General features: G+C 71.4%; 15 protein-coding genes. 10 read left to right on the forward strand and 5 right to left on the reverse strand.

The genetic code is table 11. The annotated features are described in order from the left end of the window. Nucleotides 1-100 precede the first annotated feature (100 nt). The 3 genes from AC5DRG_RS42455 to AC5DRG_RS42465 are packed head-to-tail and all read left to right on the forward strand — an operon-like array spanning nucleotide 101 to nucleotide 3,357. The gene (locus tag AC5DRG_RS42455; protein ID WP_491805193.1) at nucleotides 101-1,582 is read left to right on the forward strand and encodes an AlkA N-terminal domain-containing protein; all 1,482 of its coding nucleotides are present in this window, start codon (nucleotides 101-103) and stop codon (nucleotides 1,580-1,582) included. 19 nt (nucleotides 1,583-1,601) lie between these two features. Next, a complete protein-coding gene (locus tag AC5DRG_RS42460) occupies nucleotides 1,602-2,087 on the forward strand; it encodes a methylated-DNA--[protein]-cysteine S-methyltransferase (RefSeq protein ID WP_491805194.1) in 486 nt (161 codons plus the stop codon). A 49-nt stretch (nucleotides 2,088-2,136) separates the two neighbouring features. Further along, entirely contained in the window at nucleotides 2,137-3,357 is a 1,221-nt protein-coding gene (locus tag AC5DRG_RS42465) for a 4-hydroxybenzoate 3-monooxygenase (RefSeq protein ID WP_491805195.1), read from the forward strand. On the opposite strand, the gene AC5DRG_RS42470 is transcribed toward AC5DRG_RS42465, so the two are convergent. Continuing rightward, nucleotides 3,354-4,052, reverse strand: coding sequence for a Sir2 family NAD-dependent protein deacetylase (locus AC5DRG_RS42470; RefSeq protein WP_491805196.1), 699 nt, complete (start codon nucleotides 4,050-4,052; stop codon nucleotides 3,354-3,356). The genes AC5DRG_RS42465 and AC5DRG_RS42470 overlap by 4 nt on opposite strands. Nucleotides 4,053-4,192: 140 nt before the next feature. Here AC5DRG_RS42470 and AC5DRG_RS42475 point away from each other — a divergent pair, with 140 nt between their 5' ends. The 4 genes from AC5DRG_RS42475 (at nucleotide 4,193) to AC5DRG_RS42490 (ending at nucleotide 7,808) form a co-directional block, all read left to right on the forward strand. Then, a complete protein-coding gene (locus tag AC5DRG_RS42475) occupies nucleotides 4,193-4,831 on the forward strand; it encodes a hypothetical protein (RefSeq protein WP_491805197.1) in 639 nt (212 codons plus the stop codon). Between the two features lie 108 nt (nucleotides 4,832-4,939). After that, on the forward strand, nucleotides 4,940-5,167 hold the full coding sequence (locus AC5DRG_RS42480) for a ferredoxin (RefSeq protein ID WP_491805198.1): 228 nt from the start codon (nucleotides 4,940-4,942) through the stop codon (nucleotides 5,165-5,167). Next, a complete protein-coding gene (locus tag AC5DRG_RS42485; RefSeq protein WP_491805199.1) occupies nucleotides 5,124-6,548 on the forward strand; it encodes an NAD(P)/FAD-dependent oxidoreductase in 1,425 nt (474 codons plus the stop codon). The genes AC5DRG_RS42480 and AC5DRG_RS42485 overlap by 44 nt, the downstream gene beginning before the upstream one ends. 24 nt (nucleotides 6,549-6,572) lie before the next feature. Continuing rightward, the gene (locus AC5DRG_RS42490; RefSeq protein ID WP_491805200.1) at nucleotides 6,573-7,808 is read left to right on the forward strand and encodes a cytochrome P450; all 1,236 of its coding nucleotides are present in this window, start codon (nucleotides 6,573-6,575) and stop codon (nucleotides 7,806-7,808) included. Here AC5DRG_RS42490 and AC5DRG_RS42495 read toward each other — a convergent pair. Next, nucleotides 7,805-8,539, reverse strand: coding sequence for an SIR2 family NAD-dependent protein deacylase (locus AC5DRG_RS42495; RefSeq protein WP_491805201.1), 735 nt, complete (start codon nucleotides 8,537-8,539; stop codon nucleotides 7,805-7,807). The two genes, AC5DRG_RS42490 and AC5DRG_RS42495, sit on opposite strands and share 4 nt — an antisense overlap. A gap of 133 nt (nucleotides 8,540-8,672) precedes the next feature. Here AC5DRG_RS42495 and AC5DRG_RS42500 point away from each other — a divergent pair, with 133 nt between their 5' ends. After that, entirely contained in the window at nucleotides 8,673-9,446 is a 774-nt protein-coding gene (locus AC5DRG_RS42500) for a DeoR/GlpR family DNA-binding transcription regulator (RefSeq protein ID WP_491805202.1), read from the forward strand. A gap of 9 nt (nucleotides 9,447-9,455) precedes the next feature. Then, nucleotides 9,456-9,656, forward strand: a complete 201-nt coding sequence (locus tag AC5DRG_RS42505) for a type II toxin-antitoxin system VapB family antitoxin (protein WP_491805203.1) — start codon at nucleotides 9,456-9,458, stop codon at nucleotides 9,654-9,656. Between the two features lie 12 nt (nucleotides 9,657-9,668). Here the strand turns inward: AC5DRG_RS42505 and AC5DRG_RS42510 are convergent, their stop codons facing one another. Continuing rightward, a complete protein-coding gene (locus AC5DRG_RS42510; protein ID WP_491805204.1) occupies nucleotides 9,669-10,160 on the reverse strand; it encodes an NUDIX domain-containing protein in 492 nt (163 codons plus the stop codon). 76 nt (nucleotides 10,161-10,236) lie between these two features. Further along, on the reverse strand, nucleotides 10,237-11,307 hold the full coding sequence (locus AC5DRG_RS42515; RefSeq protein ID WP_491805205.1) for an ADP-ribosylglycohydrolase family protein: 1,071 nt from the start codon (nucleotides 11,305-11,307) through the stop codon (nucleotides 10,237-10,239). A gap of 149 nt (nucleotides 11,308-11,456) precedes the next feature. On the opposite strand from AC5DRG_RS42515, the gene AC5DRG_RS42520 reads away from it, so the two are divergent. After that, nucleotides 11,457-12,575: a glycerate kinase gene (locus tag AC5DRG_RS42520; RefSeq protein ID WP_491813303.1), complete on the forward strand. Its 1,119-nt coding sequence runs from the start codon at nucleotides 11,457-11,459 to the stop codon at nucleotides 12,573-12,575. A 29-nt stretch (nucleotides 12,576-12,604) separates the two neighbouring features. Here AC5DRG_RS42520 and AC5DRG_RS42525 read toward each other — a convergent pair whose 3' ends face one another. Next, nucleotides 12,605-13,852: a PucR family transcriptional regulator gene (locus AC5DRG_RS42525; RefSeq protein ID WP_491805206.1), complete on the reverse strand. Its 1,248-nt coding sequence runs from the start codon at nucleotides 13,850-13,852 to the stop codon at nucleotides 12,605-12,607. Between the last annotated feature and the right edge of the window lie 22 nt (nucleotides 13,853-13,874).

Raw genomic sequence — 13,874 nt, forward strand, 5'->3', positions numbered from 1 at the left:
TGCTTCGCGAAGCTTCGGTGATCCGGCCGAGCCCAGGACAGACGAGGTTGATGTCGGATTCTCGCCAGCCCCGGCCCGACCGGTGGCCGATGCTGGACGTATGCAGAACGGGATGCACACCGACCGGGAGCGCTGTCTGCGCGCGGTCCAGGCCAAGGACGCACGCTTCGACGGATGGTTCTTCACCGCCGTCCTGACCACCCGTATCTACTGCCGGCCCAGCTGCCCGGTCGTACCGCCCAAGCCGCGGAACATGGTGTTCTACGCGAGCGCGGCCGCCTGCCAGCAGGCCGGGTTCCGCGCCTGCAAGCGGTGCCGCCCGGACACCAGCCCGGGCTCGCCCGAGTGGAACCAGCGGGCCGACCTGGTGGCTCGCGCGATGCGGCTGATCGCCGACGGGATCGTGGACCGCGAGGGCGTACCCGGCCTCGCCGCCCGCCTCGGCTACAGCACCCGCCAGATCGAACGCCAGCTGCTGGCCGAACTGGGCGCGGGCCCGCTGGCCCTCGCTCGCGCCCAACGCGCCCAGACCGCAAGGCTGTTGATCGAGACGACACCGCTCCCGATGGCGGAGATCGCCTTCGCCGCCGGCTTCTCCTCGATCCGTACCTTCAACGACACCGTGCGGGAGGTCTTCGCCCTCTCACCCACCGACCTGCGCGCCCGCCTCCCCAAGAGGAACGCGGCCGTCACCCCGGGCACCCTCGCCCTGCGCCTCCCGTTCCGCGCCCCGCTCAACCCCGACAACCTCTTCGGCCACCTCGCGGCGACCGCCGTACCCGGTGTCGAGGAGTGGCGCGAGGGGTCGTACCGCCGCACCCTCCGCCTCCCCTACGGCCACGGCATCGTCTCCCTCACCCCCACGTCCGACCACATCGCCTGCCGCCTCACCCTCAGCGACCTGCGCGACCTGACCGTCGCCATCAGCCGCTGCCGCCGCATGCTGGACCTGGACGCGGACCCGACAGCGATCGACGACCAGCTGCGCGCGGATCCGCTCCTTGCCCCTCTCGTCGACAAGGCCCCCGGCCGACGAGTCCCGCGCACGGTCGACGAGGCCGAGTTCGCGATCCGCGCGGTACTCGGCCAGCAGGTCTCCACGGCCGCCGCCCGCACCCACGCGGCCCGCCTGGTCACGGCACACGGCGAGCCGGTCGACGACCCCGAGGGCGGTCTCACGCACCTCTTCCCGTCGCCGGAGGCGCTCGCGTCCCTGGACCCGGAAACCCTGGCGATGCCGCACACGCGACGCAGCACATTCACCACGCTCGTCACCCAACTCTCAGACAAAACCCTCCACTTGGGAGTGGAGTGCGACTGGACGGAAACCCGCGCCCGCCTCCTCGCCCTCCCCGGCTTCGGCCCCTGGACAGCGGACGTGATCGCCATGCGCGCCCTCGGCGACCCGGACGCCTTCCTCCCCACCGACCTCGGAATCCGCCGCGCGGCAGGGGAGTTGGGCCTCCCCTCCACCCCGGCCGCACTGACGGCACGCGCGGCGGCCTGGCGCCCCTGGCGGGCGTACGCGGTCCAGTACCTGTGGGCGACGGACAACCACCCCATCAACTTCCTGCCGGTCTAAGGAATGTCAAGGAATCCCAATGAAGCAACACACGGTGATCGACAGCCCGTACGGCCCTCTGACCCTCGTCGCCGAGGAGGGCGCCCTGAGCGGCCTCTACATGGTCGGCCAGCGCCACCGACCCCCGGAGGAGACCTTCGGTGAACGAGGCGAGGCGCGTGCATTCGAGGAAGCCGCCGACCAACTACACGCCTACTTCGCAGGCGAGTTGAAGGAGTTCACCCTCGAACTCCACCTGTCCGGCACGGACTTCCAGCGCAGCGTCTGGCACCATCTGACCCGCATCCCCTACGGCGAGACCCGCACCTACGGCGAACTGGCCGACGCCCTCGGCAACCCGGGCGCCTCCCGCGCCGTGGGCCTCGCCAACGGCAAGAACCCCATCGGCATCATCGTCCCCTGCCACCGCGTCGTCGGCACGGACGGCAGCCTCACGGGATACGGCGGCGGCCTGGACCGCAAGAAGCGACTGCTGGACTTCGAGAGCGGAGGCGCACTCTTCTAGTGTCCGCGAGGTCGGTGGGGCGTCTAGGCTGACCGCCGGAGGTGGCCAAGTGGCAGAGCAGGCACCGGAGTTGGGTGGGGCAGTGGAATCCACGACCGTGGTGGTGATCGGCGCGGGCCCGGCCGGTCTCACCGTCGCCAACCTGTTGCGGCGCAGCGGCATCGACTGTGTCGTCCTCGAAAGCCGGACCCGCGAGCATGTGGCCCAGCGCCAGCGGGCCGGCATCGTGGAAACCCGCGCTGTCCGGATGTTCGACTCGTGGGGGCTGGCCGACCGCGTCCTCGGCGGTGTCCCGCACGACGGCATCCTGGAGATCCGGGTGGACGGCGAGAGCCACCTGGTCTCCGACGTCGACGGCTCCGAAGGCCCCACGGCCGTCCTCTGCCCCCAGCAGGTACTGGTCCAGAAACTCATGGCCAACTACCTCGCCGACGGCGGCGACCTGCGCTTCGAGGCCCTCGACGTCTCCCTGCACGATCTGACCGGCGACCGCCCGACCGTCCGCTACCGCACCCCCGACGGCACCCTCCGCACCATCACCTGCGCCTTCGTCGCCGGCTGCGACGGTGACCACGGCGTCAGCCGCACCGCCGTCCCCGACGGTGTCCTCACCGCCCACGCCTTCGACCACGGCATCGGCTGGCTCACCGTCCTCGCCGACGCCCCGCCCCCGGCCCACCCCCTCCTCGCGGTCAGCCCGGACGGCTTCGCGGCCCACTTCCCCCGCGGCCCGCACGCCAGCCGCTACTACCTCCAGTGCCCGCCCGACGACCACCCCGAGGCCTGGCCCGACACCCGCGTCTGGGACGCACTGAAGATCCGGCTCGGCGACTCGGCCCTCGTCCCCGGCCCGATCACCGACCGCGAGATCTTCCGTCTCCGCAGCCTCGTCCACGACCCCATGCAGTACGGCCGCCTCCACCTCGTCGGCGACGCCGCCCACATCATCGCCCCCATGGGCGGCAAGGGCATGAACCTCGCCCTGTACGAGGCGGACCTCTTCGCCCGCGCGGTACGGGACTCCGTCCACAACCACGACGACACAGCCCTGCGCACCTACTCGGAGCGCTGTCTCCGCCGCGTCTGGAACGACCAGGAGTTCTCCCACTGGCTGACCCGTACCCTTCACGACGCAGGCGACGACACCCACTCCGGCCCCTTCCACCGCGCCCTGGCCCGCGCCCGCCTGGACCGCCTCTTCACCTCCTCCAGCGCCGCCCTCACCTTCGCGGAACTCATGGTGGGCCTGGACCCGGCGGGCAGAACCTAGGAGTCGCTCCCGGCGCTCAGCCGACGCAGCAGCTCCGGCAGGGCGGTGCCGATGGGTTCCCGTACGACCTGGTCGGCTCGCTCGTCGTACGGCGTCGGCTCGCCGTTGACGATGACCAGCCGTGCGCCGTGGTTGGCGGCGACGCCGGCCAGCCCGGCGGCGGGCTGGACCTGGAGGCTGGTCCCGACGGCGATGAACACCTGGCAGGCCTTGGTGATGGCGAGAGCCTCGCCGAGGACGACGGGGTCGAGGCGCTGACCGAACATGACGGTCGCCGACTTGAGAATCCCGCCGCACTTCAGACACGGCGGATCGTCCTCACCTGCCTCGACCCTGGCAAGGGCGTCCGCCATGGGCCCGCGCGCATGACACTCGGTGCACACGAACTCCCGTGCGGTGCCGTGTAGTTCGAGCACCTTACGGGCGGGCATCCCGGCGAGCTGGTGCAGCCCGTCCACATTCTGCGTGATCACCCGCACGGGCACCCCGGCCCGCTCCAGCTCGGCCGCGGCCAGGTGCGCGGCATTGGGCTCGGCCTGAAGAGTCCGGTTCGCGCGCCGCATCTGCCACGACCGCCGCCGGATCTCGGGATCGCCCATGTAGTACTCGTACGTCACGAGCTTCTCGGCCTCGGGGTCACGCCGCCACAGGCCGCTCGGGCCGCGATAATCAGGGATCCCGAAATCGCAAGGCATCGTCAGCGGCAGCCCGAATCGGACCAGTAGCCATGGCCTGTATGGCGCACCGCGGTCTTCCTCCCGAGTGACCCCGGTGGCGCGAGTCCGTGGATCGCTGGTGTCTGTACGAAGGAGGACTAGACAGAAAGCGAGAGACCATGGAGCCAAAGCACGAGCGCCTGGCGACACCCTGGGCCGCCGGGGTAGCCGGGGTGGTGTTCGCGATCCTGATGGCCGTGGCGATCGTCCTGATGCGCATCGCTCTGCCCGGCGGCGTCGGCGGGGACGACGTAACCGCCGATGCCGGACAACGGAGCACCGTGCGGACGGCGCTGGCGCTGGTCCCATTCGCCGGGATCGCCTTCCTGTGGTTCATGGGCGCCCTGCGCGAGCAGGCCGGCGAGGGCGAGGACCGGTTCTTCTCCACCGTGTTCCTGGGCAGCGGCCTGGTCTTCGTCGCCACCCTGTTCGGCGCTGCCGCGGCGGCCGGAACCGTTCTCGACCAGAGTCAGCAGCACCCTCCTTTCGGCCGGCACTTCGCCTACGCCCTGCTGACCACCTACGCCATGCGGATGGCGGCCGTGTTCATCATCACGACCTCTACCATCGGCCGCCGACACGGCGTCCTCCCTCGCCAGCTCGTCGTTTTCGGCTACCTGGCGGGCCTTACGCTGCTCGTGGTGGGAGCGAGCGTGCCCTGGTCCGAACTGGTCTTCCCGGCCTGGGCGCTGCTCCTCAGCCTGAACATCCTGTGGGGCCGGCGTCCCGCCCGGCCCCGGCCGGCCACCTCGACCTGAGCCGACCGCACCGCTCACTCGAACGGTCTTCCTCTCGTCGCGGCATCCCGTCCGGCCACCGAGGGTGGTCGCAGGGGGCTGAGCGGGCCGTTGGAGAGGACCGATCCCGTGGTAAGGATTGCCGTCGACCTGAACCGCTGTCAGGGGTATGCGCAGTGCGCGTTCCTCGCCCCCGAGATCTTCACCATGCACGGCGAGGAGGCGCTGCTGTACGACCCGGAGGCCGACGAGGCGCAGCGTGCGAAGCTGGCCCAGGCCGCCGCGGCCTGCCCGGTTCAGGCCATCCTCGTCGATGCGGTGGAGGTACCGGCCGAGGTGGTGTCCGGTGCTCGGTGACGGATCCCTGGAACGGCTCAAACGCGAGGGCCGCATCGTCGTCGTAGGCGCCTCGCTGGCGGGCCTGCGCGCTGCCGAAACCCTGCGGGCCGAGGGCTTCGCGGGCTCTCTGACCCTGATCGGCGACGAGCCCCACGAGCCGTACGACCGGCCCCCGCTGTCCAAGCAGGTGCTGCTGGGCAGGGCGAGCGCCGACCGCACAGCCCTGCCCAGGCTCCGATCCGTCGACGCGACCTGGCGGCTCGGCGTTCCGGCCACCGGGCTGGACATGGCCGCAAGGCGGGTGCGGCTGGCCGACGGCGACGAGGTGCCGTACGACCGGCTGCTGATCGCCACCGGGGTCCGGGCGCGACCCTGGCCGCGCGAGGCCGAGGCGGAACTCGACGGCGTCTTCGTCCTGCGGACCCGCGACGACAGCGCCGCGCTCGCGCGGCGGCTCGACGCGGGACCCAAGCGGGTCCTCGTCATCGGGGCCGGGTTCACCGGCTCGGAGATCGCCTCCGCCTGCCGCGAACGCGGCCTTGCCGTCACCGTCGCCGAGCGCGGCGCGGCACCCCTGGTCGGCGCGCTCGGCGGGGTGGTCGGTGCGGTCGCCGCCGAGATGCAGCGCGAGCACGGTGTGGACCTGCGGTGCGGGGTCATGGTGACCGCTCTGGAGGGCGACGCCTCGGGACGGGTGCGCGCCGCGCAGCTGTCCGACGGCTCCACCGTGGAGACCGACGTGGTGATCGTCTCGCTCGGCGCCACCCGCAACACCGAATGGCTCGCCGGATCCGGACTGGGGGCCGGCCCCCGCGGCATCGCCTGCGACGCCGGCTGCCGCGCCTTCGACATCCGCGGAATCGTCACCGACGACATCTATGCGGCGGGCGACGTCGCACGCTGCCCGCACCCCCTGTTCGGCTACCAGTTCCTGTCCCTGGAGCACTGGGGCAACGCCGTCACCCAGGCCCGGATCGCGGCGCACAACATGATCAGCGAGAGCACCGACCGCATCCCCCACATGGAGGTGCCGGCCTTCTGGTCCTCGCAGTTCGGAGTCAACATCAAGTCGGTCGGGGTGCCGTCACTGGGGACGGAGATCCTCATCTCGCAGGGATCGCTCAAGGATCACCGGTTCCTCGGCGTCTACGGGTATCAGGGGCGCGTCGTCGGCGCGGTCGCTTTCGACCACGCCCGGTGGCTGCCGTTCTACCAGGAGCTGATCGAGACCACCGTGCCGTTCCCGCCGCCGTTCCCCACGGTCGACCGGGGCTCGGACGGACAGCGGCCGCTCGACGCCGACTTCCCCGACCCTTCGGTCCCCACCCACGGCCCCACCGTGACTCTCGGCGGATACTCGCCGGCCGACCGCCGGATGACGTTCACCCCCGCGCACTGACCCGTACGGCCACGAGGACTCGCCATGACGCAATCCTTGCTGCACCAGATCCTGGACTACGCCAACCGCGCCAACCCATACCCGATCTACGAACAGCTGCGGAAGACGCCGGTACACCACGAAGCCGGCGGGCCGTACGTCATCAGCACCTACTACGAGATCCGCAGCCTCCTGCACGATCCTCGGATCAGCTCCGACGCCCGCAATCTGGCCTCGAACACCGGCGACGGGCTGGTCGAGCCGGCCCAGGAGGAGAGCGCGCTGCCGCCGGGCTTCCTGAAGCTCGACCCGCCGGAACACGACCGGCTGCGACGCATGACGAACCGGCCCTTCGGCCCGCCGCACTCCCCGTACCGTGTCGACGGTATGCGCGGAGAGCTCCACGACATCGTCTCGGGCCTCATCGACGGCATGGGCGACCCGGGCCGGATCGACCTGGTGGAGCAGTTCTCGTACCCCTTCCCGGTGACCGTGATCTGCCGGCTGCTCGGGGTGCCGCGCGAGGACGAGGCGCGCTTCCACACCTGGGCGGACACGCTCGCAGCGAGCCTGGACCCCGACCCGGACGCGGATCCCACCGAGCGGGGCAAGGGCGCGCACGACGCCCGTATGCAGTTGGGCATGTACCTGGCCGGCCTGATCGAGGAGCGCCGCAAGAAGCCCGGCGAGGACATGCTCTCCCAGCTGGCGACGGCCAAGGGCGAGGACGGCGCGATGACGACGATGGAACTGCTCAGCACCGCGGCACTGCTCCTGATCGCGGGCCACGAGACCACCGTCAATCTCATCACCAACGGAATGCTGACCCTGCTGCGCCATCCCGACGTCCTGCAGCGGCTGCGCTCGGATCCGCAGCTGGCCGTGCCCATCGTCGAGGAGCTGCTGCGCTTCGAGCCGCCGGTGCAACTGGTGCCACAGCGCACCACCCTCGCCGACATCGAGGTCCACGGCGTCACCATCCCCAAGGGCGCCTCCCTCTGGCTGGTTCTGGCGTCCGGCAACCGCGACCCCCAGCGCTTCGAGGACCCGGACCGCTTCGACCCGGACCGTCGGGACATCCAGCACCTCGGCCTGGGCAGCGGCATCCACAGCTGCTTCGGCGCACCACTCGCCCGGCTGGAGGCCCAGCTCGCCCTGTCGGAACTGGCCCGGAGGCTGGGAAACCCACGTCTGCTGGAGGACCCGCCGCCGTATCGGCAGAACGCCGTGCTGCGCGGGCCGCGGCATCTGCACATCTCCTGCGACGGGATCCGCCCCTAGGAGTGCTCCATGCTGAGTTGGCGCAGCAGCTCCGGCAGGGCGGTGCCGATGGGTTCGCGTACGACCTCGTCGGCTCGCTCGTCGTACGGTGTCGGCTCGCCGTTGACGATGACCAGCCGTGCGCCGTGGTCGGCGGCGACACCGGCGAGCCCGGCGGCGGGCTGCACCTGGAGGCTGGTGCCGACGGCGATGAAGACCTGGCAGGCCTTGGTGATGGCGACGGCCTCGCCGAGGACCACCGGGTCGAGACGCTCGCCGAAGAACACGGTCGCCGACTTGAGAATGCCGCCGCATTGCAGACACGGCGGATCCTCCTCGCCGGCCTCAACCCGGGCGATCGCATCCTCCATCAGCCCCCGCGCATGACACTTCGTACACACGAAACTCCGTGCGCTGCCATGCAGTTCGAGCACCTTGCGGGCGGGCATCCCGCCGAGCTGGTGCAGCCCGTCCACGTTCTGCGTGATCACCCGCACCGGCACCCCGGCCCGCTCCAACTCGGCCACGGCCAGGTGCGCGGCGTTCGGCTCGGCCTTCAGCGTCCGGTTCTTCCGCCGCATCTGCCACGACCGCCGCCGGATCTCCGGATCGCCCATGTAGTACTCGTACGTCACGAGCTTCTCGGCCTCGGGATCCTTACGCCACAGACCATTGGGGCCGCGATAGTCGGGAATCCCGGAATCGGTGGAGATACCGGCGCCACTGAGGATCGCGACGAGGGGCTTGTTCATGGGCCGAGAGTAAGTCGTCCGTCCGGCGCGGAGCGACCGGGTTTTGGGGGTGCGAACCAGGCTCCGCACCACGGCTCAAAGTCACTGAAAAGTAAGGCTGTTGGGTTTGGTGGTCACGTGTAGTGTCCGTTGGGTGCTGGCTGAACGACGACACCGACTCATCCTCCAGGCCCTGCGTTCCGGCGGCACCGCCACCGTGGCCGGCCTTTCCGACCAGCTGGAGGTCAGTGCGGCGACCGTCCGCCGGGATCTCCTCAAGCTGGAGGAGGACGGGCTGCTCACCCGAGTTCACGGGGGAGCGGTGATCGAGGTGGACGCTCCGCCGTTCACGGAGGCCGCCACGATCCGGGTGTCCGAGAAGGACGCGATCGCCGCCGAGGCCGCCCTGATGATCGAGGACGGCCAGTCGGTCATCCTCGACTCAGGTACGACAGTCCACCGGCTGGCGCGCCTGCTGCACGGGCGTCGGCTCACCGTGATCACCAACAACCTCGTGGTGTACGACGAACTCGTGGAGGACGAGAGCGTTCAACTGATGCTGCTCGGAGGCATGGTGATACGCGAGTCACGCATGCTCGACGGCTTCATGGCCGAGGACAACCTCCGCCAGGTGCACGCCGACTGGCTCTTCATGGGCGCGTGCGGCATTCGTCCCGGCGGCCAGGTCATGGACACCACGGTCGTCGAAGTCCCCGCCAGACGCGCGATGATCGCCGCGGGCGACAAGGTGGCGCTGCTCGCGGACAGCAGCAAGTTCCCCGGGATGGGCATGGTGAAGATCTGCGACCCCGAGGACCTGGACGTACTCGTGACCAACTCATCGTCGGACGCCGCGACTTGCGCGGCGCTGAGGGAGGCGGGCGTGCGGGTGGTCGAGGCCGCCGCACCCGCCGTCGTCGACTGTTAGGGTCCGCGCATGGCCAAGGTCACAGTGTCGCTGGACGCCGAACTCGTCGTGGAAGCGATGGTGTTGGCGGGCGTGGGCAATCCACAGGACGCCGTCGAGCTCGTCGTCCGCGACTACATCGAGCGCGGCCACCGCACGGAGGCCAGGATCGCCGCGCGTGACGAGGCATTGCGTGAGGTGGACGCGAAACCCCGGGACGCCGAGGGCTGAGCCGCCGGCCCGTCAGTCCACCCGCTGCCCGTTCTCCAGTTCCGCCGTGCCCGAGCCCTCGATCAGGACGTCGAGGGCGGCCAGTACGCGGAGGCCCAGGGAGCCCGGCAGGTACTCGGTGAGTTCCTCGCGCGGGACGAGGCGCCAGGACAGCAGTTCCTCCTCCTGGAGCTGGATCGCCTTGAGGTCGTCCTCGGCGAGGACACCGCCGTCGTAGAGGTACGCCACCAGCGGCGGGCGGGCAGTTCCGTGGACCCAGTCCACCGCGAGGAGGCGGCCGAGGGCGATGTCGAGGCCGATCTCCTCCGCGGTCTCGCGGCGCGCGCCCTGGCGCGGGGTCTCGCCGTCGTCCGACTCGATCGTCCCGCCCGGAAGCGCCCAGCCCTCACGGTAGTTGGGCTCGACGAGCAGCACGCGCCCCTCGGCGTCGCGGAAGAGTGCGGCGGCACCGGCGAGGACGCGGGGCAGTCCCGCGATGTACGTGGCGAAGTCCTGAGTGGTCATTGAGGAAGCGTAACCAGCGCGCGCAGCCGCGCCGCGGACTCGCTGCCCATCCACGCGCTGTTGAGACCCATGAAACCTACGGGGTCTCCACCAGCCGCGCCGTCCGCTCCGCCAGTTCGCTGATCCGTACCCCGTCGAAGCCGAACACCGCGCTGCGCACCGTGTCCTCCAGCGGGTCCTGCCACTGGGCGGGGATCGCGTCCGCGCCGGTCAGTACGCCCGCCACCGAGCCCGCGGTCGCGCCGTTGGAGTCGGTGTCCAGGCCGCCGCGGACGGTGAGGGTGATGGTGCGGGTGAAGTCACCGTCGCCGTACAGGAGGCCCGCGGTGAGTACGGCGGCGTTCGGGATGGTGTGGATCCAGCCCAGCCCCGCCGTTTCCTCGGACACCGTGGCGAGCGTGTCCTCCCAGGTCATCCGCGTCTCGTGGAGGGTCAGCACCCGGCGTACCGTGCGCGCGAGGCGGCTGCCGGCCGGGACGACGGTCAGCGCCGTGTCCAGCGCGTGCCGCACGGTCGGTGCCGTGAACGCCGCGGAGATCAGCGCCGCCGCCCACATCGCGCCGTACACGCCGTTGCCGGTGTGGGACAGCACCGCGTCCCGGCGGGCCAGGGAGGCGGCCCGGCGCGGGCTGCCCGGGCAGGTCCAGCCGTAGATGTCGGCACGGATCAGGGCGCCGATCCACTCCTGGTACGGATTGTCGTACGTCGCCGTCAGCGGCGGTTTGAGTCCGTTGGCGAGGTTGCGGTAGGCGGCCCGCTCGGCGGTGAACGTCTGCAGATACGGCAGCCGCAGCAGCCACAGGTCGCCCACCTGCTCCGTGCTGAAGGCGAAGCCGTGGGTCTCCAGGAGGTCAAGGCCGAGGATCGCGTAGTCGACGTCGTCGTCACGGCAGCTGCCGTGGATACGGCCGCGTACGCACTGACGCCACTCCGGGCGCAGCTCGAAGCCGTCGTCCTCGCTGGCAGGCTCGGGCAGGTAGTCGGTGAGCGGCAGCGCGGCGGCCTGCCGCAGATAGCGGTCGATACGGTCCCGCGTCCACAGGTCGCCCTGCTCGACCGGCTTGCCGAGCATGTTGCCCGCGATCCGGCCCAGCCAGCCCCCGAGGATGCGGTCCGCGAGCTCTGGCTCAGTGCCCACAGGGGTCATAGCTCCGGTGTACCCGATTCCGGAGCCGGGCGGGGCATGACGGCGGGGGTGTCCTCCGGCTAAGGTCGCAGCGGCGCGACTGCCTTGACATGCGCAAGGCTCAAGAGCAAGGGGAACGCAAGGTGGCGGACGCTGTGAACGGGACCAGGGTGCTCATCGCCGCGGACAAGTTCAAGGGGTCGTTGACGGCCGTGCAGGTCGCCGAGCGGGTGACCGCCGGGCTGCGCAGAGTGGTCCCGGACGTCCGGGTCGAGGCCATGCCGGTGGCCGACGGCGGCGACGGAACCGTGGACGCGGCGGTCGCGGCCGGGTTCGAGCGCCGCGAGATTCGGGTCGCTGGGCCCCTTGGGCACGAGGTGGCGGCGGCGTTCGCGCTGCGCGGCGACACGGCGGTCGTGGAGATGGCGGAGGCCAGCGGACTCCAGCGGCTCGCCAAGGGCGTCTTCGCGCCGCTCACGGCCTCCACGTACGGCTCCGGAGAGCTGCTGGCGGCCGCGCTGGACGCGGGCGCCCGGACGATCGTGTTCGGCGTCGGCGGCAGCGCGACCACCGACGGCGGCGCCGGGATGCTGTCCGCGCTGGGGGCGCGCTTCCTGGACGCGGACGGCGAGCCCGTCGCGCCGGGGGGCGAGGGCCTGGCCGACCTGGCGTCGGCCGACCTGTCCGGTCTCGACCCACGGCTCGCCGACATCGAGTTCGTGCTCGCCAGCGACGTCGACAACCCGCTCACCGGCCCCAAGGGCGCACCGGCCGTCTACGGGCCCCAGAAGGGCGCCTCACCGGACGACGTACAGCAACTGGACGAGGCACTCGCCCACTACGCGAAGGTGCTGGAGTCGGAGATCGGCGACAAGGCGGCCGAATACGCCGCGTCGCCGGGCGCCGGCGCGGCGGGCGGCATCGGATACGGCGCCCTGATCCTCGGCGCCCGCTTCCGCCCCGGCATCGACGTCATGCTCGACGTCCTCGGCTTCGCACCCGCCCTGGAGCGGGCCGACCTGGTGATCACAGGCGAGGGTTCGCTGGACGAACAGACCCTCCACGGCAAAGCCCCGGCCGGCGTCGCCGCGGCGGCCCGAGCGAAGGGCAAGGAGGTCGTCGCGGTGTGCGGCCGCCTGGCCCTGCCCCCGGAGGCGCTGGGCCGGGCCGGCATCCGACGGGCGTACCCGCTGACGGAGGTCGAGCCGGACGTGGCCCGCTGCATCGCGGACGCGGGCCCGATCCTGGAACGGGTGGCGGAGCAGATCGCGCGGGACTTCCTGACCTGAGTCCCTGGGGCCTGTCTGCGGGGTGCCCCTCAGGCACCCCCGGCGAGCCGGGCGTCCTCGGGGCCGCCCGGCGCGGGAGCCGGACCGGACAGCCGGTAGGCGTCCAGGGCCAGCGTCATCTCGATCAGGTCCCGCGGCCGCGCCAGGGATCTGGACGTCAGCTGTTCCAGCCTGCGCAGCCGGTTGAAGACCGTGTTGCGGTGGCAGTACAGCCTGCCCGCGGCCCGGCCCGCCGAACCCTCGCAGACCAGCCACATGTCCAGCGTCTCCAGCAGCACCGCGCGGTCGGCGGGCTCCAGACCGATGAGTTCGCCGAACACGTCCGAGACCAGCCGCCCGGCGAGCTCCGGCTGGCTCACCACCAGAGCCGTGGGCATGCGCTGGTCCAGGCGTACGACCTCGTGCGCGTCCGGCGGACAGGTGCGCAGCGCCAGCTCGGCCAGCCGTCGCGCCCGGCCCAGTTCGGCCAGACCCGGCACGACGGGACTGATCCCGCCCGCCCCCGAGCACCGCCCGCTCAGCAGCCGTGCCACCGCGTCCAGATCCTGGCCGGGGCCCAGGAGAACCACCCCCACCTCGCGGTCCGCCCGCATCCGCCAGACGAACCGGTACCCGGCGGCCAGCAGCGGCCGGTGGAAGGCCTCCCGCGCGTCCCGGCGCTCCGCCCGCAGCACCACCACCGCGTACGCGCCCCGCTCCGGCAGATCGAGCCCGTCCGCGGCCCGCGCCGCGAGCCCCGGTGTCCCCTGCCCGTCCAGGAGCGCGTCAAGCAGCGCCTGCAACTGCTCGTCCGTACGTCGGCGCAGCTCCAACTCGGTCGTCCGATAGGCCTCCGACGCGGCCGCCGCCTGGGCGTCGACCGCCGCCCACACGATCGTCGCCGAACGCATCAGCACACCCAGCCGCTCCGGTTCCTGGCCACCGGCCCCCTCCAGCAGCGCGTCCCACACGAGATACCCCGCGCTCCGGTACGCGTGCACCAGCAGCTCCAGCGGCAGCCCCTGCTGGGCGCGGCGCCGGCCCGCGTCCTCCGCGTAATCCAGATCGCGGCGAGGCGCGTCCCGGGGCGCGGAGAGGGTCTCGATGCCGATCCGCATCGCCTCCTCCGCCTCTCGCCAATGCTGGTCGTGCGGCAGGACCTGGTCGTAGACGGGGGAGTGCTCCGCCAGCCGCCGCAGGTGCTCGTCGACCAACTCCGGCACCCGCTCAAGGAGGGCCGTGCAGGACTCCGCGAGCACCTTCCAGTCATGACCGGTACGCCTTCTGCGGGCTCCCATGGCCGGAGCATGTCACCGGCCG

It is taken from the genome of Streptomyces sp. JLBG701 (genome assembly GCF_058544905.1).

Bases quoted from the DNA above. Each gene is read 5' to 3' on its own strand.
- AC5DRG_RS42455 (WP_491805193.1), top strand. From the start codon at position 101: ATGCAGAACGGGATGCACACCGACCGGGAGCGCTGTCTGCGCGCGGTC.
- AC5DRG_RS42460 (WP_491805194.1), top strand. From the start codon at position 1,602: ATGAAGCAACACACGGTGATCGACAGCCCGTACGGCCCTCTGACCCTC.
- AC5DRG_RS42470 (WP_491805196.1), bottom strand. From the start codon at position 4,052: ATGCCTTGCGATTTCGGGATCCCTGATTATCGCGGCCCGAGCGGCCTG.
- AC5DRG_RS42475 (WP_491805197.1), top strand. From the start codon at position 4,193: ATGGAGCCAAAGCACGAGCGCCTGGCGACACCCTGGGCCGCCGGGGTA.
- AC5DRG_RS42485 (WP_491805199.1), top strand. From the start codon at position 5,124: ATGCGGTGGAGGTACCGGCCGAGGTGGTGTCCGGTGCTCGGTGACGGA.
- AC5DRG_RS42490 (WP_491805200.1), top strand. From the start codon at position 6,573: ATGACGCAATCCTTGCTGCACCAGATCCTGGACTACGCCAACCGCGCC.
- AC5DRG_RS42495 (WP_491805201.1), bottom strand. From the start codon at position 8,539: ATGAACAAGCCCCTCGTCGCGATCCTCAGTGGCGCCGGTATCTCCACC.
- AC5DRG_RS42505 (WP_491805203.1), top strand. From the start codon at position 9,456: ATGGCCAAGGTCACAGTGTCGCTGGACGCCGAACTCGTCGTGGAAGCG.
- AC5DRG_RS42510 (WP_491805204.1), bottom strand. From the start codon at position 10,160: ATGACCACTCAGGACTTCGCCACGTACATCGCGGGACTGCCCCGCGTC.
- AC5DRG_RS42515 (WP_491805205.1), bottom strand. From the start codon at position 11,307: ATGACCCCTGTGGGCACTGAGCCAGAGCTCGCGGACCGCATCCTCGGG.
- AC5DRG_RS42525 (WP_491805206.1), bottom strand. From the start codon at position 13,852: ATGGGAGCCCGCAGAAGGCGTACCGGTCATGACTGGAAGGTGCTCGCG.